Raw genomic sequence first — 18,556 nt, forward strand, 5'->3', positions numbered from 1 at the left:
TGTAGTTTATCTTCTCCTGTAAATAAATTTACGTTGTTGTTTTTGTGGTGGGGGAGGAGCTCCGTTTGCAAATACTTTGATTAACAGAAATCCTGCTGCAAATCCACCAATATGTGCGGCATAAGCTACGCCATCTCCCTGTCCGGATAAAGTTCCGAACCCGCTAACCAGCTGAAGACCGATCCAGAGTCCCAATGCTACCCAGGATGGGATGGCAATTATAAACCAGCCAATGAGGGCATTTACCCGACGGGTGGGGTATAATAATAAATAACCTCCCATCACACCGGATATTGCACCGGATGCACCCAGACTTGGAATCATAGGATCCGCGCCAACGAATTGAGTGAAGAACACATGACTGAGGGAAGCAATAAGGCCGGTTAGCAAATAAAATAGCAGGTAACGTCCGTGCCCCAGTCGATTTTCCAGGTTATCACCAAAAATCCAGAGATATAGCATATTTCCGGCGATATGCGCAATACCCCCATGCATGAACATGGAAGTAATCAGGGTTAGGTAAACCGGTATGGGAGTCGGTTGCAATCCCGGTACCTGAAAAGTTTGACCGGATGCCATATCTCGGATGAGCTGACCTTCCGTTATCAGGTCATTATTGGTCAGAATTTCAGCTGGAACGGTTGAAAATGCGTAGGTAAATCCAATATTGGATCCCAGTCCCTGCAGGAATATAAAAACAAAGATATTCAGGGCAATTAGCCCCCACGTTATAAAAGGGGTTCTATGCCGGTCACTGTTGTCATCACCAATCGGAAAAAGCATGGAATTGTATTTTTGGGGTTATAAGGAAAAACCGTTGGTTGGGCCAACGGTTCTATTCCTTTATTGAGATACATGCTATACCAGTCAGACTTATTACTGGTAATTTAATGTTTTCAGCGCAGTAAAAAAAATGGACCTGAACTAACCTTCAAAAATTAAGGAGAAGATAATCTGCCTGCTTTGGATGCGGTCGATTACATTGGAGAATTTAAGATCAGCATCGCGGGCATGAACATTGTTGATACCATTACTTATTTTAATTTCCGGGGAAAAAATGAACATCTTATTATAAAAATTAAATCCGATTCCGGCTTCGATACCAAGGTCTGCTTTTTTAAGTTTTACAAAATTTTCCGCATTCCGGCTGCTTGCTTTGGAGGTGAGATCTGTTTCGAATTTAACTCCCCCCATCATGTATACCCGAAAATTCCCGATCCGGTCTGATTTGAGTTTTAACTGAATGGGTACGCCCAATAAGATTGATTCCACCTGTTGGTTCATAACAGGCGTTTCATCATTGCTGCTATTGGGGTATTTCAGGTTATAATTAATGGATTTGTTCACGAATAACAATTGGGGAAACACGACTCTGGCTTCAAAACGGTGACTGATTCGAAAAGTATGCATCCCTCCGATTCCAAATCCGAAACTATTATTGGGATTACTGACCATCACACTATCATATTGTAAAAAACGGGGATGCTGATTAAATTGAAAGCGATTGGATGTGCCCATAATTACAATCCCGATATGGTACCATTTATCGTCATTATCGGGCATATTTATGGAGTTGCGCAACTGCGCCTTTCCATCCAGGCTGCTGCCCAGGGCAATAAAACAGATAAAAACGGAGAGCCATCCGCCCCATTTTCTATTCGGGGCAACCTTCTTAACTACATACATAAGTAAAAAATCGAACTATAGGCTGGCTTTTGGTGCTTCAAGTATCAAATAAACGGCCAAAAATCGGTTCTATTGTAAGTACGAAGGATTATAACAATGCTTTAGAACCTGCATAGATGGTACTGATCCCCATAGTCAGGGTTTTTCGATAAGTTGATTGAAATCCCGTGTCCTTCAGAATGGTAAGAAATGCTTCTCCTTCCGGGAAAGCCTGAACTGAATCATTCAGGTATTGATAGGCAGTTTTGTTTTTTGAGACCAGCTTTCCAATGCCAGGTGTTATCAGGTTCATATAAAACCAGTACAGGGATTTAAAACCAACAGCCTTTGGTTTGGAGAATTCCAGTACCACCAGTTTTCCACCCGGGCGCAATACCCGTAACATTTCTGCAAGTCCCACCTGCAAATGTTCAAAGTTACGTACTCCAAAGGCTACTGTAATGGCATCAAAATGATTGTCGGGGAAAGGAAGTGCTTCACTATCAGCTTGTTGGAGCTGGATTTGACCAGTTAAACCAAGTTTTTGGATCTTTTGCCTTGCGATTTCGAGCATTCCATTGGATATGTCAATTCCGGTAATATGTTCTGGTTGCAGGTATTTATAGGTCATTAGCGCAACATCTGCGGTACCTGTAGCAACATCCAGTATTTTTTTCGGCTGAATGGATTGAAGTTCCCTTATGGCTTTCTTTCTCCATTGGATATCAATTCCACCACTCAGAAATCGATTCAGAAAGTCGTATCGAAAGGCAATCTGATCGAACATGTCAGCCACCTGTTCCTTTTTACTGCGTTTTTCATCGCCAAAGGGAACGATTGTATCGTGGGGAAGGGATTTGTTCATTTTCGAAAAATTAACTGGTTTGAGTTTTAATAATCCAACTCGAGCTTCAGGCGATCTTTTAGTTCTTTAACTAATGGAAACTGCTCTGCCAGTTGCTGGAAACGTTCCTTCGAATTGAGCGGGGCTTCAATTTTAATCGCCAGATCATCCCGCTGTTCAACCACCACCTGATAGGATAAGCGCCGGTTATGAAAGCGATTTTGAAGGTATTCCGTTAACGCAATCCGCTCACCATCTACAAATTTTTGCTGCAAATTGTTGGGTGTGACTACCGTAAATTGTTCATGGCTGACAACTCTCAGTTCGGCCATTTCAAAACTCTGGGCAGCCGGGTTGCGGTTATTTTTCAGGATTTCAATAAACTCTGCCCATGCAGTTTGCAGCAGTTCGGGAGTAATATGTATGGAAGAGCGAACCTGCTCTGTTTGAGCTGCCGAACTTACCTGCTGCCGTAGTTTTTGAAGGGAGCCAAGTTTTCCGATTGGGGCAGCTTTTTTCTCTGTGATCAGTTTTTCTTCGATAATCAGTTTTGCTCCGCCTGTTGGTTTGTCTGTTTGTTTAGGATGAACCGGGATGGCTGCATTTTTTTCAGGAATCGGGCTAACGGCTGGCGGCAGGGGACTTGTTACTGATACAGGTGTAGGGGCTTTAACCGGCTGCACTATCCGGAAATTAAGTGGTTTCAGGTCAGTTCGTTTTTTTTTATCCGAATCTGCTGTCAACTCGATTGCCTGTTGCAAATAGCAGAGTTTAATCAAAGCGAGCTCCACATGCAGTCTTTTGTTGCGGGCTGATTTATAATTAATTTCCGCTTCGGCTAAAACATTCAGAGTGCTGACAAGATAACCGGTACAGCAACCGGCAGCCATTTCCTGGTATTGCTGGCGAAAACTTTCCACTACTTCTACCAGAATCGCAACTTTGGGATCCTTGCTTAACAGGAGATTGCGAATGAATTCTGCAAATCCATTTAATACAAGATCACCCTCAAAACCTTTGCGATTGATATCTTCAAAAAGAAGCAGGGCTCCGGATAAATCCTGATTCAACATGCACTGCATGAGCTTGAAATAATAAGCTGCATCCAGGATATTCAGGTGTTCCAGGGTATTTTTATAGGTTAGTTCGCCATTGGTAAAGCTGACGATTTTGTCGAGTATACTCAACGCATCCCGCATACATCCTTCACTCTTTTGGGCTATTACCTGAAGTGCAGGTAATTCTGCCTGAATGGTTTCTTTCTCGCAAATTTCTTCGAGATGTTCAACTGTATCCTGTGTGGTGATCCGTTTGAAATCAAAAATCTGGCACCTCGAAAGAATCGTTGGCAGTATTTTATGTTTTTCTGTGGTGGCAAGAATAAAAATTGCGTAGGGGGGCGGCTCTTCGAGGGTTTTCAGGAAGGCATTGAAGGCACTGGTACTGAGCATGTGCACCTCATCCACGATATATACTTTCTTCTTGCCTGCCTGTGGAGCAAATCGGACCTGCTCTACCAGGGCCCGGATATCATCCACGGAGTTATTACTGGCGGCATCCAGTTCATGGATATTTAGAGAACTTCCTTCATTGAAGGAAACACAGGAATGACAGGTATTACAGGCTTCTCCATCTGGGTTTGGTGCTTCGCAGTTGATGGTTTTTGACAGAATTCTGGCACAGGTGGTTTTGCCCACTCCTCTGGGACCGCAAAACAGGAAGGCATGCGCCAACTGCTGATTTTTAATTGCATTCTTAAGGGTTGTGGTGATATGTGCCTGCCCCACAACTGTAGAAAAATTCTGAGGACGGTACTTTCTCGCTGATACTATAAACTGCTCCATACTGCCGCGAAATTAAGCATTTGTTTGCATGCTGCTCCATCCACCCGTCGGGTACCCGACGGGTGGATGGAGATTAGAGCAGGGGATGGCGGTGGAATGGTTTGTTTCGGTCGAAAAGGTAGCGATAAGTGGTGAGTATCCTGCTTCGTTCATTGGTAAGGTTCTCCGCCACTGCAATCATTTTGGGGTTAAAATCACCGATCCATTGCATTTCGTACTCTTCGTAGGGAAGTTTGTGTTGAATAACTTTCGCTGATTCCACAATTATAAAACTATCCACCCCTTTTGCCTGCCATTCAGGAACCACTCCAAATACAATTCCCAAAAAGCGGGTATTGGGTTTGGTGGCCTTGATCCATAAAAATTTCAGTTTGGCGAACAGATTAAATTGACCATTCAGGTGTTTGAACCACTGATTCAGATCAGGCAGATTGATAAAAATAGCAATGGGGTCTTGCTTATAGTAGGCGAACCAGATGATTTTTTCATCCATCACTGGTTTCATTTGCTCAAATAATTTAATACATTGATTTACGCTCAGTTCCTTATTGCCTGCATGTCCGGCCCAGGCTTTATTGTAAACGGTACAAAAATCAGCTGCAAATTTTTTTAGTTCAGATTTGCGAAAATGCCTCGCTGTAAAATTCGGATCAGCAGCTACCATCGCATGTCGTTCGTAGAATTTCGGTTGCAATTTCTCGTGAGGATGCATCCCGAAGCAGATCTGTTTAAAGAAAAGCTGAAATCCGTAGTTTTCAAATAATTCGATGTAATAAGGAGGATTATAGTTCATGCAGTATAAAGGGGCCTGAAATCCATTGGTGAGCAGGCCCCACCATTTATCGCGTTCACCAAAATTGATTGGTCCGTCCATTGCTTCCATGCCTTGTTCCTGTAACCAGTTTTTGGAAGTATCAAAGAGCAGGCTGGCTGCTTCCTGATTATTGATGCATTCAAAAAAACCAATCCCGCCAACCGGAACATCATCGCCTTTGTTACGGTATTTTTTATTGTGAAAAGCAGCAATTCGCCCGATTAGTTCCTGTTGATCGTTAAATAAAAGCCAGCGAATTATTGTTCCATGCCGGAATGCTTTGTTTTTTTTCGAGTCGAAAACAGCTTCAATGTCTTTGTCAAGTGGCCGAATCCAATTTGGTTCTTTCGCATACAATTTAACAGGCAGGGTTAAAAACTGTTGAATTTGCTGGTCGGTCTTTACTACTTCAATTTTCATCAGATGCTGGTCTGTTATTGGTTAATGGTTTTGTTAGTTCAGGAAAGGATGTCGGTTAAATGGTTGGTTTCGATCAAACAAATAACGCCAGGTAATAAGTTTTCTGCTTTGTGTAGCACCAAGATTATGGGAGATGTTCAGCATTTTTTTGTTGAAATCGCCCTGCCACATAAGTTCCAACTCTCTGTAGCGTCCTTGTTTTTTAATTACCTTTTCTGCTTCCACAATCATGTAATAATCAATGCCGGTTCCCTGGAATTCTGGAACAATACCATATATGATTCCAATGAACCGATCACAAGTGCCCCGGCGCAGATGATATAACAGACGTAATTTATTAAGCCAGTTTAATTTGCCATTGAATTTTCGGAAAATCTGATTGAGGTCAGGGATATTGATCCACATGGCAATTGGCTCATCCTGCTGGTAGGTCATCCAGGCAATAGTTTCGTCCATGATGGGTTTCATGCTATGGAATAAGCGGATGGCCTGTTTATCCGACATTTCCTTATTACCCTCGTGTTTTGCCCAGGCTTTATTGTAAATTTTGCAAAAGTCACGAGCAGCCTGATCAAGTTGATTTTTTCGGATCATTCTGGCCTGAATCCCGGGTTTGGATGCGAATTTTTTATGGGCTTCATAAAATTTAGGTTGTAATTGTGTGGAGTTGCCGGCAACTTCCATTCTGTAGCAAAGCTGGTTATAAAAAACCTGAAACCCGTAGTTTTCAAACAACTGTTTATAATAAGGCGGATTGTAATTCATTCCGTAGGGGGGCGATTGAAAACCTTCTACAAGTAAGCCCCAGAATTTATCGCGTTCGCCAAAATTAATTGGACCGTCCATGGCAATCATTCCATTCTCGGTTAGCCATGACCGTGCAGTATCAAATAAAAGGTTTGCGGCATCCTGTTGGTTAATGCAATCAAAGAAACCAAATCCGCCTACCGCACCGGGATCACCTTTGGACCGGTATTTTTTATTTATAAAGGCTGCTATTCTGCCTGCAAAACGTCCGTCTTCCAGTTGCAATAACCATCGCATCGCTTTTCCCTGACGAAACAATTTGTTTTTCGATGGATCGAAAACTTCTAGAATATCGTTTTCTATTGGAATTATAAAATCCGGGTTGTGCTGGTTCAGTTCCACATGTACTTGCAGGAATGCTGTTGCCCGTTGGTTGTCATCTACCGGTACAATTTTCATGCTGTTCATTTTTGATCCTTGCCTAAAAAGGGCAAGTTAAAACGAACGGGTCTATTTTTCTTTCTTTTTACAGTAGGGGTAACCATCTGGTATTCCCAATAATAAATTTTTAACAAAATGAGAAAATAAGATATTAGGAGCGGACCGAATATGAGGCCGGGTAACTGAAAAAATTTCAATCCCATTATAACACCCAATACGGTAACAACGGGATGAGTGTCTGCCATTTTTTTGGCCAGTAGAAAGCGCACCACGTTATCCACGCTACCCATTATAATGGCGCCCCATCCGACTATAAAGAATCCCTGTCCAACATGACTTGTTGCCATTAGGTAAATTGCAGCCGGTATCCAGACGATGGCACAACCTACAATGGGGATGATGGAGGCAAATCCGGTAATAATTGCCCAGAATCCGGCTTCCGGAAGGTTGATAACTTTATAGGCGGCATATCCGGTGAGTCCCTGTGCTATTGCAATCAATGGTACACCGACAGCATTGCTGAATGTTTGTGCAACCAGTTCATGGCCGAAGAGTTCAATTTTCTGACGGGGAAAGGGCAGATAAAATACAATGGCAGCTTCCATCCGGTTTACATGAATGATCATGAAGTAGAGAAAAAAGTACATCATGGTGATGGTGCTGAAAAAATTCAGGCTGTTATTCAGGACGGCAGTCATGAGATTGGTTGCCGTTGTCTGGATTTTTTCCATATTGGAAGGGGAGAGGAGCTGAACGCCAAATCGGTCTGCAACCTGGTTGTCGAAATTTTTTAAGGTTTGCATGATCAGGTCAGGGTTTTCAAGGAATCCTGCGATTTTTTTATACACCATTGTAATAAAAAGTGTCATGGGTGCCATGATGATGATCAATGTCGTGAAAATGATAAAAACAGCAGTAAGTGGTTTGCTCCATCCCTTTTTTTTGATGAGATATTCCACAATTGGCTTGCTAAGAACATAAAACATTACCGATGCCAGAAAAGCGGTGAAAAATTCGATCAGGCTGTAGAGCAGCATCAAACCAAAAACGATGATGATTGCCAGAAAAAAATAGCGGTTAATCTTGTGGTCCGGTCTAATTTCCATATTGGGGGTGTTTGTCCAGAGGAAGTCGTAATTTTAAACAAGTTAGTTCTATAAAATAGTATGCCATGAATGATCAATCAAAATTTATTGCCGGATTATTGTTAGGAGCTGCTGCCGGTGCAGCACTGGCTTATTTATTAACCAGTGACAAGGGGAAGGAGATAGTAGAGGAGTTCAAATCTGCTGCAGCAGCAGCCGGGGAGGAGGTAAAAGCAACTGCCCAGCAGTTTGAGTCTGAGTTGACGGAAGCCGTTGAAAAAGGGAAGCAATGGGCCAGCGATCTTCAGTCGAAAGCGAATTCCTTCACATCCTGATACCAATCCAATGAGCGAAGCAAAAGAGCCCGGTTATTTTGAGCAGATGGAAACCCTGCTGCAGCAGTATGTGAACGATCGCATTTTGTTGCTGAAGTTGCAGGCAACTGAAAAAGCATCCCGCATTGGTTCTTTGGCCCTGATTTTTATAGTGATAGCCGGACTGGTGTTTTTTATGCTATTTTTCATCAGTATCATGGCGGGGTATTTTTTTGCAGAGCTTACCGGTAGTCTATTTTATGGTTTCAGTATTGTAACGGGGGTTTATGTAGTGTTGGTGGCAATATTGTTATTGGTTCGAAAAAAATACCTGGGTCCGTTTCTGGTGAATATATTTATTCGAATTTTTTCTGAGAAAATAAACGATCAGGATGAAGAAGCAAAATGAATTGAGAAATGCACCGGCGATTACCAATCTGGCAGAATTGAGAGCCAGAAGCCGTGACTTGGCGGCATCGATCCGGAGTCAGGAGATAGCCATACGGGAGCATGCGAAATCTTTACCATCCGAGTCGTTGAAAGCGGGGGTTGGGCGGTTGTTTTCCGGGAAAACGGGTACGGTGCTGGCCGGACCGATTGCCGGACTAGCCATGTCTGCGGGTTCTGCCTTATTGGGTAGTTTTCTTACTAAAAAAGCGACTACTGCGGTTGCCGGTAAACTGGGGATGAACCTTGCCAAAACCGCTCTGGTTGCGCTCGTTCCCGTCCTCCTTAAGTTGTTCAAACGTAAATAGGTGTCAGACAGGAGTTAGAACTCTGTTAGAGAGGTGTCAGATACATGTTAGAACACTCTTAGACATGTGTCAGACAGGTGTTCCAATAGGTATCTGATACCTGTCTCACTGGTGTCTGACGTCTATTGGAACATCTTCTTCATCATTTTGGCATCATGGCCGTAGATGTCATCGCGGAAATTCAGGCGGCCTTCCCGGTCTACCCAGGCAGTGAAATACCCGATAAACACCGGTACCTCCTTTTTTAAGGTCACATATTTTTCCTTTCCCGCATTCATGGCTTTGAAAATGGAATCCTGCGTCCAGGTGCTGTCAGATCTTAGCAACCAGTCGGCCAGCCATTCCGGATCGGAAATCCGGATACAACCATGACTAAATGCACGCTTATCCTCCTTAAACAGACTCTTACTTGGCGTATCATGCAGATAAATATTATAATTGTTGGGAAAGAGAAACTTGACCAATCCCAGTGAATTCTTCGGTCCGGGTTTTTGACGCACCTGCCGGTTGCCAAACCATTCCATATTATGGCTTGCGAGGTAATTCGGATTGCGCGCAATCCCTGGTAATACCTCCTTTTTCAGGATACCGGGTGGCACATTCCAATAAGGACTAAACACCACATATTTCAAGCCACCTGTAAAAATCACCGTACTATTGGTGGAAGTACCCACCACCACATTCATTGTATGTGCATAGTTCCCCTGCTCATACACATGTAATTTGAATTCAGGAATATTTACGAGTAAATAATCAGATTTCGGCTCCTCCGGAACCCACCTAAGCCGCTCCATGTTTACAAGAATTTGTCGGATACGACGATTAATCGGCAGGCTTAGTTCGCGCAAGGTGCTGCCACCAATCACTCCATCCTCTTTTAATCCATAGCGGGATTGAAAACGTTTCACAGCAAGCTCAAGACTTTCATCAAAACGGTTGCCCGAGTCAGCAACCGGCAAATCGCCCAATAGCGATAATTTATTTTTCAATTGTATGATGGCTGCACCTGTATCGCCACGCTGAACTTTTTTCTCATTCATCACCAAAGGCGTCCAGGAACTTAATCGTTCAATTTCATAATATCGTTTCAATTGCTCCCGCAGCAGTCCATATTGGCGGTTAACCGGCTCATACCGGTCGAAATCCTTACCCTTTTCTTTTACCAGGGTATCAAGTAAAGAAAGAATATCTACCCGCTTTCGGGGAATAAACCAGTTCAGATCCTGAGCTTCCAATTCACGGTTTCCCATATAAGCCTGTGACGCATACCGTAAAAATTGAAGCGTCAATGCCCATTCCACCCGTTGTCTTGCAGTATCCGGGACGGCACGCATTCCATTTAACTGAACGGAATCTGCCCAGGCCTGGAGATAGGGGTTGAAAATTGAACTGTCGCGGCTTAGTTCAAGGTACCCGGACTGTAAATTCCAGAAATGAAGGGTTTGTTCCGCCACACCGGAGGTGTCAAACCAGGCAAAATGAAAATTCCGCTGATTATAAAAATTCCGTACCAATTGCCTGGCTGTATCGGGAATAGAAACACTGGTCAGATAGTTTTCCAAAGCCACACTGTCGAAAAATAGTGTTGAAAAGGAATTAGCACCGGATATGGCTGTATCCCGCTGAATAACAGCCTGTCCGGTAGCTGAATTCTCTTTACAGGATCCCAATAACAGAAAAAAGGAGGAAAAAATTGTAAAAATCAGGTTCCGGCCGAAGCCGGTAAGGTATCTTTGGCGCCGATTCATAATTGGATGAAGTCAATGGTTCAGGGTAAAGGTAGGATTCCTTCAATTTCCTTGTTGAAATGATGGATTTTAACTGCCAACCCTTACCTTTGCGGCAAAATTCGAAAACCTCACCTTAAAAGGTCTTCATATATGTCAACGAAAGGAAAGATCAAACAAATCATCGGGGCCGTACTGGACGTGCAGTTCGATGGCAAACTGCCAGAAATTCTCAACGCGCTTGAAATTAAGCGTCCCAATGCGGAGCCGCTTGTACTCGAAGTACAGCAGCACCTTGGTGAAGACAGTGTACGCTGTATTGCCATGGATGGTACCGAAGGACTGGTTCGTGGAATGGAAGTAGTTGACACCGGCAAACCCATCGCAATGCCAATTGGAGATGGAATTTATGGCCGTCTGTTTAATGTAACCGGTGATCCAATCGACGGATTGCCCGCAGTGGATAAATCAAATGGTCGCGCTATCCATGCAAAACCACCACTTTTTGAAAACTTGAGCACATCAACCGAAATCCTGTTTACCGGTATCAAGGTAATTGACCTGATTGAGCCCTATGCAAAGGGTGGTAAAATCGGTCTGTTTGGTGGTGCGGGTGTAGGTAAAACCGTTTTGATTCAGGAATTGATCAACAATATCGCTAAAGGACACGGTGGTTTATCCGTGTTTGCAGGGGTGGGTGAGCGTACCCGCGAAGGAAATGACCTGATGCGTGAAATGATCGAAGCCGGTATCATGAAATACGGCGATGCGTTCAAACACAGTATGGAAGAAGGCGGATGGGATCTGGAAAAAGTTAATATGGAAGATCTGAAAGAATCCAAAGCAACATTTGTATTCGGACAGATGAACGAACCTCCGGGAGCCCGTGCAAGAGTGGCACTAAGCGGACTGACCATCGCAGAATATTTCCGTGATGGAGATGGTACCGGAAAAGGTAAGGACATTCTCTTTTTCGTAGATAATATCTTCCGTTTCACCCAGGCAGGTTCCGAAGTATCGGCGCTGTTGGGACGGATGCCATCAGCAGTAGGATACCAGCCTACACTGGCAACGGAAATGGGGCTGATGCAGGAACGTATCACCTCTACCAAAAACGGATCCATTACTTCCGTACAGGCGGTATATGTACCGGCGGATGACTTAACTGACCCCGCACCGGCTACCACATTTGCACACCTTGATGCCACAACGGTATTGAGCCGGAAGATCGCTGACCTTGGTATCTACCCTGCAGTGGATCCATTGGATTCAACCAGCCGGATTCTTACTCCGCTCATTGTGGGTGATTCACATTACGATACAGCTAACCGCGTAAAACTGATTCTTCAGCGTTACAAGGAATTGCAGGATATCATCGCCATCCTCGGTATGGATGAATTGAGCGATGAAGATAAAATGACCGTGCAACGTGCCCGTAAAGTGCAGCGTTTCCTCAGCCAGCCTTTCTTTGTGGCAGAGCAGTTTACCGGTCTGAAAGGTGTTTTCGTAAGCATCGAAGATACCATCCGTGGATTCAACATGATTATGGACGGCGAAGTGGATGAATATCCGGAAGCTGCTTTCAACCTGGTTGGAACCATTGAAGATGCTATCGAAAAAGGTAAAAAACTCCTCGCTCAGGCGCAGGGATAAGACAGGATTTGTTCCGAATCTATTGAATCGAACGTATGAATTTAGAAATATTGACCCCAGAACGCAAGCTCTACTCAGGTGATGTGTACGGCGTACAATTACCAGGAGTAGACGGTTTGTTTGAAGTTCTCGAAAAACACGCCCCCCTGGTTAGTGCGCTAAAAGCGGGAAAGCTGAAAGTGTTGAAAGACAAACAGCAATCCGATACAGAGCAGTTTTCCATCCAGGGTGGATTTGTGGAAGTTTTTCAGAATAAGGTAACCGTTTTAGTTGAAGGGGCCATACCTATGAATGATTGACGACCAATCGTCTTTTGGAATAACTAGTCCCGCAGTGTAGTAAGCTGCGGGATTTTTTTTCGGTTAACCATTGCAGCTATATCCGGTTTTTTATACTCTTGTAAAAAAGGCCGTATGAATCCACGCTTGCTTCTTCCCTGCTTTGTTTTACTTGTAATAAACGGGCAGGCACAATTGAAACGCATACCTGCGGATTCAAAAATTGAATCCGTTACTGTTTTTTTAAAGGGCGCTGAAATCAAACGAACCGGAACAGCTCAATTACCTTTAGGTAAATCAGAGCTGGTGCTTTCCGGTATATCCACTGATATTGAATCTCCCAGTGTACAGGTAAAACTGGAAGGCGATCTCACCATTCTTTCCGTTGGTGTTCGTAAAAATTTTCTGCAGGAAGAAAAAATCCGAGATGAAGTAAAGCAATTGCAGGATCAGATTGAAGCCCTTGAGGATAAACAGTCCCGCCAACGAAAGCAACAGGATGTATTAAAACAGGAAGAAGCCATGCTGGTACGAAATCAGGAATTGAAATCCGGTACCATCGCAATTAAGCCGGCAGACCTGAAAGCAGCCCTTGATTTTCAACGGGAGCGATTGGAAGAATTGTATTCCCGTCAATTGGAAATTGATAAACTACTCAACAAACTTGAAAAGGAAAAACAGGGCTTGCGTAATCAGGCCAATGAAATGAACAGTCTGCGTAATCTGGCAGTGAATGAAATTTATGCGATAGTGGAATGCCGTCGGGCAGCAAATACACCGGTAGCAGTTACATATCTGGTTAATAAAGCGGGATGGCATCCTTCTTATTCGATTGCTGTAAAAGATATCAGCTCTCCACTGGATATACAGTTCAATGCAAATGTGTATCAGTCCAGTGGAGAGGTGTGGAAAGACGTGAAGCTGGCTTTATCGAGTGGTAATCCCTCCCAAAATAACCAGAAACCGGAAATCGAACCCTGGTATTTAAGATACTGGACACCGCCTCAACGGGTTTTATCTGGACGAACGATAAATAATCAGTTAGCTGGACGAGTTGCGGGCCTGCAGCTTGAAAGTGATGAATTGAATGAAGTAGTTGTAACGGGGTTTGGATCAGAAAATAAAAAAGAGAGAGCCGCCAAACCCCTCGAAATTACCACCACCTACCAGCCTACCACTACCAAATATGAAATAAAGGAAATCTATACCATCTTCAATGATGGAAAAGTAAATACCATTGATGTAAAGAAATCCTCCCTTTCCGCGGAGTATGAATATTATGCCGCACCCAAACTGGAAGAAGCAGCCTATCTCACCGCCCGGATCGTTAACTGGCAGGAACTGGAATTGATGGCCGGTGAAGCCAATCTGTTTTTTGAAGGCACTTTCCTGGGAAAATCCTTTATTGATCCTGCTGCTTCCGAAGATACGCTCTACCTGTCTCTGGGCAGAGATGCCAACGTGGTTGTTAAACGTACCATGGTAAAAGATTTTTCTTCGAAACGATTCCTGGGTGGAAATAAATCCGAAAGCAGACAGTTTGAACTCAGTGTTCGGAATAACAAAAAACAACCCATTAAAATTTTGCTGGAAGACCAGTTTCCAATCTCAACCATGAAAGAAATTGAAGTGGAAAGAGATGGCCAGGATGGTGGCCGATTGAATACTGAAACCAGTGTGGTGAGCTGGAATCTTTCCATTGCGCCCACTGCCGAGGTGAAAAAATCCATCCGGTTTACGGTAAAATACCCAAAGGAGAAACGTCTGCAACTGGATTAATTGCGTAGATATCAGTAAAACCGTTCAAACACTGTTGAATAAACCGTTTTATCACGCTGGCAGGTGATAGGTTCCCTTTGTACTTTCACATCAGAATCCAGTCATGGAGAAACCTGGTTTGTGTTGGTAGCATGGCTGGAAGGTGGAGTAGTAAGTGGAGCAAAAAACCGGACTTCAATTGAAGTATCCGGTTTTTTGTTAGGTGATAAACAAATTGTTCAATTAAGCTGGGGGTCAATCGGATAATTGACCAGTTGTTCATATTCTCCACCCAAATCGCGCAGGGCTTCTTTCCAGATGGCATTCAGATCAATCTGGAAAACCAGCCGTGGATTGCCTTGTGAAGTGATCCATGACTTGTCTTTTAATTCATTTGCCAGCTGCCCTTCTGACCATCCGGAATAACCGATAAAAAACCGGATCCCGGCAGCATTTATCTCCTCATTTTTCAGCAGTTGAACAGCCGTTTCAAATTCTCCTCCCCAATAAATACCTTCTGCAACCTCAAATCCACCGGGAATCAACTCGGGATACTGGTGCAAAAAATGAATGGTATCTACCTGAACCGGCCCCCCATAATAGACTGGTAAATTCATGCCTTCCGCACTTGCCATCAATTGATCCAGGGTGAAATCATATAAACGGTTCAATACAAAGCCAAAACTTCCTTCGTCCTGGTGTTCACAAAGAAATACCACCGTACGCATGAAGTTGGGATCTTTCAGGAAAGGATCCGCTATCAGCAGGGTGCCTGCAGTTGGTAAGATTTGTGTCATACAGTTAATTTATGGAATATTGGGAAATAGAACAATATTTGTTAAGAAAAGCCGGGCGAATAGTTCAAATCGCCAACCAACGCTATTTTTGTTACAATGAAGCGAATTTTCCCATTGATTATTTTACTGGTTGCTCTTTCACTGGTTGGCATCATCGTCATCCAGATCTCCTGGTTTAGAAGCATGCTGGTGGTTAAAGAGGAACAACTGGCCGATAATATCGTGAAAGCGATGGGACAGACGGGCGAGGAACTGATGGCCCAGAAAGGAACCCTGCCTTCTTTGAAAAACCGACGTATGCGCCCCAACCTCAGCTGGCCATCCGACCAATTGATGATGGAATTGATGAAACCCTCCACCATTTCAGAAAAATTCACGCCATTTGAAGTACAGGAAAAACTGAGGAAAAACTTCAACGCATTTGGTCTAAAAGACACCAAATTCGAATTTTTAATCACCTCAGATGCGGGATTTCTTACCTATGATGAGCTGCGTTCGCCCGGATTTGACCGGGTTTTTGAAGATACCTTAAGGAATCGCCGGTTTATTTATCCATTACTGATTCCGGGTGGAAGTAATATGGAGGGACTGGTTCCTGAAGAGGCTATGGTAGTAGTGGTGCCAAATGTAAAAAATATCGTATTTAAGGAATTGCGCTGGATGTTAAGTGGTGCTATCCTTTTTACCCTCATTTTGTTGGCTGCTTTTTATGTAACAGTAAGTGCCTTGCTTCGGCAGAAAAAACTGAGTGAAATTAAGAATGACTTCATCAATAATATGACCCATGAGTTCAAGACGCCACTGGCCACTATTTCACTGGCTGTGGATGCATTAAGAACGGAAAAGGTGTCGAATGATAAGGAAAAGATGCAGTATTTCACCGGCATCATCAAGGAAGAAAATAAGCGGATGAACAAACAGGTGGAAACGATTTTACAGGCTGCACTGATGGACCGCCAGGAAATCAATCTCAATAAAAAGCCGGTACACGTGCATGCTCTGATTGAACAGGTGCTGGAAAATTTTGATCTGCAATTGCAACACAAAAATGGTTATGCCGATGTGCAGCTCAATGCAAAGAATGATTTGATTATGGCCGATGAAGTACATTTTACCAACCTCATAAATAATCTGGTGGATAATGCCGTAAAATATTCAAAGGACAATCTGGTACTTAAAATTGCCACCAGTTCAACCGGCAAAGGAATGACCATCCGGATTGAAGACAATGGTATCGGTATGACCAAAGAAAGTGTGAAACGAATTTTTGAAAAATTCTATCGGGTTCATACCGGCAATCTGCATAATGTAAAAGGATTTGGTCTGGGACTTAGTTACGTAAAAACAATTGTGGATGCACACCAGGGTAAGATCAAAGTGGATAGTACACTTGGTAAAGGAACTGCATTCACCATTGAAATGCCCTACGGTAAAGAATCCTGATTCTTTCTATTTCTTACACCATAATAAAGATCCGTCTCCATAACTCAGGAATCGGAATTGATTGTCCAATGCATACTGATAAACTTTTTTCCAATCTTCTCCAATAGCTGCAGCAACCAATAAAAGGAGGGTGGATTGTGGCTGATGAAAATTGGTGATCAGTGCTTCAATCATCCGCATTTTATAACCTGGTGCTAGTAGTATTCTTGTTTTACAGATCAGCCTTCGACTGTTGTTTTTTTTCATCCAATTCAATAATGCTGTTAATGCATCCTGAGCCGGAATTACTTTTTGCATCCAGTGATCATAAATTTCCCACTGTTCAATGATGAGTTCGGTTATACCTGCCTGTGGCAAATAATGCGCTTTCACTCCCATCCAGTAAATTGTTTCCAGTGTACGTAAAGAGGTAGTGCCAACTGCAATAATTTTTCCGGCATTTTCTCTGAGATGTTCAATAGCAGAAAGGTCTACCTCAATAAATTCTGCATGCATGTCATGGCCTTCCATTGTTTCCGCTTTCACTGGTTGAAATGTTCCGGCACCAACATGCAGGGTAAGCTTTTCAGTTCGTATATTTTTTTCAGCCAGTCCGTTTAATATTGTTTCACTGAAATGAAGTCCGGCTGTTGGTGCCGCAACAGATCCTTCCGCTTCTGCATAAATTGTCTGGTATCGCTGCGTGTCAGATTGGTCAGCAGCTCTTTTGATATAAGGAGGTATAGGAATTTTTCCAGCCTGCTGCAACACTTCTGCAAAAGAGGAGTTCGGTTGATTCCAGGAAAACTCAATCAGATAGGCTCCTGATAATTTTTCTGCCAGTCTTGCTTCCAGTTTTAAGTCATCAAAAGATTGCAGCTCCAGTACCTGTCCCGCTTTCCATTTTGCAGCACCACCAACAAGGCAAATCCAGTAAACTCTTCCGGTTTGCTGCATTGCTGTGGTAATATCCGGATAGCGGGTATCCGGTTCCAGGCAGAAAATTTCAATTTGTCCGCCTGTTGGTTTCCGAAAACTCAACCTGGCCTGCACCACCCTGGTTTTATTAAAAACAACTGTGTACCCCGATGGGATCTGTTCCGGAAGGTTCCGGTAGATCTGCTCTTCGATCTGTCCGTCTTTATAAATCAGCAGTTTGGATGCGTCTCTTTCTTCCAATGGATAAAGTGCAATCCGATCTTCCGGTAAATTATACCGGAAAGATTCAATACTTAAAGAGCGGGGAGAAAAAGAATCTTGCATAGGGACTGCAAATTCCGAAAATTCAACGAAAATCAAGCTGGATAACGGTTTTAATTGGTTCATTAACAGGTTATCCACCATTATTCACATTCAATTCACATTGCATTCCCAAAATTACTAACATTTTCGGCTGAAACGTAGATCTACTAAGGGTTTGGCGTAATTCTCCCATGTGGATAAAATAAAGCATCCAAAATTTCTCCCGTAAGTGGGAAAAAGTGTTATTTTGTGGTAATAAATGTCAAAATCAGGGCATATATCGATAAATGAAAGGTTTTCTAGGCGAATACGAAGCAACGCTGGACGCCAAAGGGCGCTTCCTTCTCCCGGCCGGGCTAAAAAAGCAGCTGCCGGAGAATGCAATGCCATTCGTCATTAACCGTGGTTTGGAAAAATGCCTCACTTTATATCCCCAGACAAGCTGGGAACCGATATATGCACAGATCAGCAAACTGAATGATTTTGACCCCAAAGTTCGGGAATTCAGAAGGTTTTTCATGAATGGAGCTACGGAAGTAGAGCCAGATACTGCAGGAAGAATCTTATTACCTCCCAATCTGAAAGAATATGCCGCACTAACCAAAGACATTGTATTGGTATCAGCGGTGGATAAAATAGAGATATGGGATAGTGCGACGTATAAAAAGCTCTTTGAATCATTTTCATCAGACAGTTTCAGCAGCCTGGCACAACAGGTGATGGGCGGAACGAACGGAACCGGAGTTTAAG

18 protein-coding genes are annotated in these 18,556 nt (G+C 43.3%); 8 read left to right on the forward strand and 10 right to left on the reverse strand.

Annotation, left to right across the window (positions count from 1 at the left end; translation table 11 throughout):
• Window positions 1–6: 6 nt before the first annotated feature.
• The 7 genes from B2746_RS15210 to B2746_RS15240 all read right to left on the reverse strand — a co-directional run bounded on the left by B2746_RS15210 (window position 7) and on the right by B2746_RS15240 (window position 7,881).
• The gene (locus tag B2746_RS15210) at window positions 7–783 is read right to left on the reverse strand and encodes a rhomboid family intramembrane serine protease (RefSeq protein ID WP_290795579.1); all 777 of its coding nucleotides are present in this window, start codon (window positions 781–783) and stop codon (window positions 7–9) included.
• 141 nt (window positions 784–924) lie between these two features.
• Window positions 925–1,686, reverse strand: a complete 762-nt coding sequence (locus B2746_RS15215) for an outer membrane beta-barrel protein (protein ID WP_290795581.1) — start codon at window positions 1,684–1,686, stop codon at window positions 925–927.
• Window positions 1,687–1,774: 88 nt separating this feature from the next.
• Window positions 1,775–2,530 (reverse strand): bifunctional demethylmenaquinone methyltransferase/2-methoxy-6-polyprenyl-1,4-benzoquinol methylase UbiE, encoded by a 756-nt coding sequence (gene ubiE, locus B2746_RS15220; RefSeq protein WP_290795583.1) that lies wholly within the window; start codon window positions 2,528–2,530, stop codon window positions 1,775–1,777.
• 26 nt (window positions 2,531–2,556) lie between these two features.
• Complete coding sequence (locus B2746_RS15225) at window positions 2,557–4,353, reverse strand: DNA polymerase III subunit gamma/tau (RefSeq protein WP_290795585.1); 1,797 nt, start codon at window positions 4,351–4,353, stop codon at window positions 2,557–2,559.
• 73 nt (window positions 4,354–4,426) lie between these two features.
• Window positions 4,427–5,587 carry a hypothetical protein gene (locus B2746_RS15230; RefSeq protein WP_290795588.1) on the reverse strand — a complete coding sequence of 387 codons (1,161 nt, stop codon included), beginning with the start codon at window positions 5,585–5,587 and terminating at the stop codon, window positions 4,427–4,429.
• Between the two features lie 33 nt (window positions 5,588–5,620).
• Window positions 5,621–6,793, reverse strand: a complete 1,173-nt coding sequence (locus tag B2746_RS15235) for a hypothetical protein (protein WP_290795590.1) — start codon at window positions 6,791–6,793, stop codon at window positions 5,621–5,623.
• Window positions 6,794–6,798: 5 nt separating this feature from the next.
• Window positions 6,799–7,881 (reverse strand): AI-2E family transporter, encoded by a 1,083-nt coding sequence (locus B2746_RS15240; protein ID WP_290795592.1) that lies wholly within the window; start codon window positions 7,879–7,881, stop codon window positions 6,799–6,801.
• A 65-nt stretch (window positions 7,882–7,946) separates the two neighbouring features.
• Here B2746_RS15240 and B2746_RS15245 point away from each other — a divergent pair, with 65 nt between their 5' ends.
• Genes B2746_RS15245 through B2746_RS15255 form a run of 3 tightly spaced genes read left to right on the forward strand, consistent with a single transcriptional unit; the run spans window position 7,947 to window position 8,929 of the window.
• Complete coding sequence (locus B2746_RS15245) at window positions 7,947–8,195, forward strand: YtxH domain-containing protein (RefSeq protein ID WP_290795594.1); 249 nt, start codon at window positions 7,947–7,949, stop codon at window positions 8,193–8,195.
• A gap of 10 nt (window positions 8,196–8,205) precedes the next feature.
• A complete protein-coding gene (locus tag B2746_RS15250; protein ID WP_290795596.1) occupies window positions 8,206–8,583 on the forward strand; it encodes a phage holin family protein in 378 nt (125 codons plus the stop codon).
• Complete coding sequence (locus B2746_RS15255) at window positions 8,567–8,929, forward strand: hypothetical protein (protein WP_290795599.1); 363 nt, start codon at window positions 8,567–8,569, stop codon at window positions 8,927–8,929. The genes B2746_RS15250 and B2746_RS15255 overlap by 17 nt, the downstream gene beginning before the upstream one ends.
• Window positions 8,930–9,051: 122 nt before the next feature.
• On the opposite strand, the gene B2746_RS15260 is transcribed toward B2746_RS15255, so the two are convergent.
• Entirely contained in the window at window positions 9,052–10,677 is a 1,626-nt protein-coding gene (locus B2746_RS15260; RefSeq protein ID WP_290795602.1) for a L,D-transpeptidase family protein, read from the reverse strand.
• A gap of 132 nt (window positions 10,678–10,809) precedes the next feature.
• On the opposite strand from B2746_RS15260, the gene atpD reads away from it, so the two are divergent.
• The 3 genes from atpD to B2746_RS15275 all read left to right on the forward strand — a co-directional run bounded on the left by atpD (window position 10,810) and on the right by B2746_RS15275 (window position 14,366).
• Window positions 10,810–12,309, forward strand: a complete 1,500-nt coding sequence (gene atpD, locus B2746_RS15265) for a F0F1 ATP synthase subunit beta (RefSeq protein WP_290795604.1) — start codon at window positions 10,810–10,812, stop codon at window positions 12,307–12,309.
• Window positions 12,310–12,344: 35 nt separating this feature from the next.
• Window positions 12,345–12,608, forward strand: a complete 264-nt coding sequence (gene atpC, locus B2746_RS15270; protein ID WP_290795606.1) for an ATP synthase F1 subunit epsilon — start codon at window positions 12,345–12,347, stop codon at window positions 12,606–12,608.
• Between the two features lie 114 nt (window positions 12,609–12,722).
• Window positions 12,723–14,366: a DUF4139 domain-containing protein gene (locus B2746_RS15275; RefSeq protein WP_290795608.1), complete on the forward strand. Its 1,644-nt coding sequence runs from the start codon at window positions 12,723–12,725 to the stop codon at window positions 14,364–14,366.
• 218 nt (window positions 14,367–14,584) lie between these two features.
• On the opposite strand, the gene B2746_RS15280 is transcribed toward B2746_RS15275, so the two are convergent.
• Window positions 14,585–15,142 (reverse strand): YqgE/AlgH family protein, encoded by a 558-nt coding sequence (locus B2746_RS15280; protein WP_290795610.1) that lies wholly within the window; start codon window positions 15,140–15,142, stop codon window positions 14,585–14,587.
• A gap of 96 nt (window positions 15,143–15,238) precedes the next feature.
• Here B2746_RS15280 and B2746_RS15285 point away from each other — a divergent pair, with 96 nt between their 5' ends.
• A complete protein-coding gene (locus B2746_RS15285; protein ID WP_290795612.1) occupies window positions 15,239–16,585 on the forward strand; it encodes a sensor histidine kinase in 1,347 nt (448 codons plus the stop codon).
• 6 nt (window positions 16,586–16,591) lie between these two features.
• Here B2746_RS15285 and B2746_RS15290 read toward each other — a convergent pair whose 3' ends face one another.
• A complete protein-coding gene (locus B2746_RS15290; protein ID WP_290795614.1) occupies window positions 16,592–17,827 on the reverse strand; it encodes an S-adenosylmethionine:tRNA ribosyltransferase-isomerase in 1,236 nt (411 codons plus the stop codon).
• Window positions 17,828–18,093: 266 nt separating this feature from the next.
• Between B2746_RS15290 and mraZ the strand changes: the two genes are divergently transcribed.
• Entirely contained in the window at window positions 18,094–18,555 is a 462-nt protein-coding gene (mraZ, locus tag B2746_RS15295; RefSeq protein WP_290795617.1) for a division/cell wall cluster transcriptional repressor MraZ, read from the forward strand.
• The last annotated feature ends 1 nt before the right edge of the window (window position 18,556 follow it).

Source organism: Flavihumibacter sp. UBA7668 (assembly GCF_002483205.1).
Lineage (GTDB): Bacteria > Bacteroidota > Bacteroidia > Chitinophagales > Chitinophagaceae > Flavihumibacter.

Coding starts and splice junctions, on each gene's coding strand:
- B2746_RS15210 (WP_290795579.1), bottom strand. CDS start 783: ATGCTTTTTCCGATTGGTGATGACAACAGTGACCGGCATAGAACCCCT.
- B2746_RS15215 (WP_290795581.1), bottom strand. CDS start 1,686: ATGTATGTAGTTAAGAAGGTTGCCCCGAATAGAAAATGGGGCGGATGG.
- ubiE (WP_290795583.1), bottom strand. CDS start 2,530: ATGAACAAATCCCTTCCCCACGATACAATCGTTCCCTTTGGCGATGAA.
- B2746_RS15225 (WP_290795585.1), bottom strand. CDS start 4,353: ATGGAGCAGTTTATAGTATCAGCGAGAAAGTACCGTCCTCAGAATTTT.
- B2746_RS15230 (WP_290795588.1), bottom strand. CDS start 5,587: ATGAAAATTGAAGTAGTAAAGACCGACCAGCAAATTCAACAGTTTTTA.
- B2746_RS15235 (WP_290795590.1), bottom strand. CDS start 6,793: ATGAAAATTGTACCGGTAGATGACAACCAACGGGCAACAGCATTCCTG.
- B2746_RS15240 (WP_290795592.1), bottom strand. CDS start 7,881: ATGGAAATTAGACCGGACCACAAGATTAACCGCTATTTTTTTCTGGCA.
- B2746_RS15245 (WP_290795594.1), top strand. CDS start 7,947: ATGAATGATCAATCAAAATTTATTGCCGGATTATTGTTAGGAGCTGCT.
- B2746_RS15250 (WP_290795596.1), top strand. CDS start 8,206: ATGAGCGAAGCAAAAGAGCCCGGTTATTTTGAGCAGATGGAAACCCTG.
- B2746_RS15255 (WP_290795599.1), top strand. CDS start 8,567: ATGAAGAAGCAAAATGAATTGAGAAATGCACCGGCGATTACCAATCTG.
- B2746_RS15260 (WP_290795602.1), bottom strand. CDS start 10,677: ATGAATCGGCGCCAAAGATACCTTACCGGCTTCGGCCGGAACCTGATT.
- atpD (WP_290795604.1), top strand. CDS start 10,810: ATGTCAACGAAAGGAAAGATCAAACAAATCATCGGGGCCGTACTGGAC.
- atpC (WP_290795606.1), top strand. CDS start 12,345: ATGAATTTAGAAATATTGACCCCAGAACGCAAGCTCTACTCAGGTGAT.
- B2746_RS15275 (WP_290795608.1), top strand. CDS start 12,723: ATGAATCCACGCTTGCTTCTTCCCTGCTTTGTTTTACTTGTAATAAAC.
- B2746_RS15280 (WP_290795610.1), bottom strand. CDS start 15,142: ATGACACAAATCTTACCAACTGCAGGCACCCTGCTGATAGCGGATCCT.
- B2746_RS15285 (WP_290795612.1), top strand. CDS start 15,239: ATGAAGCGAATTTTCCCATTGATTATTTTACTGGTTGCTCTTTCACTG.
- B2746_RS15290 (WP_290795614.1), bottom strand. CDS start 17,827: ATGCAAGATTCTTTTTCTCCCCGCTCTTTAAGTATTGAATCTTTCCGG.
- mraZ (WP_290795617.1), top strand. CDS start 18,094: ATGAAAGGTTTTCTAGGCGAATACGAAGCAACGCTGGACGCCAAAGGG.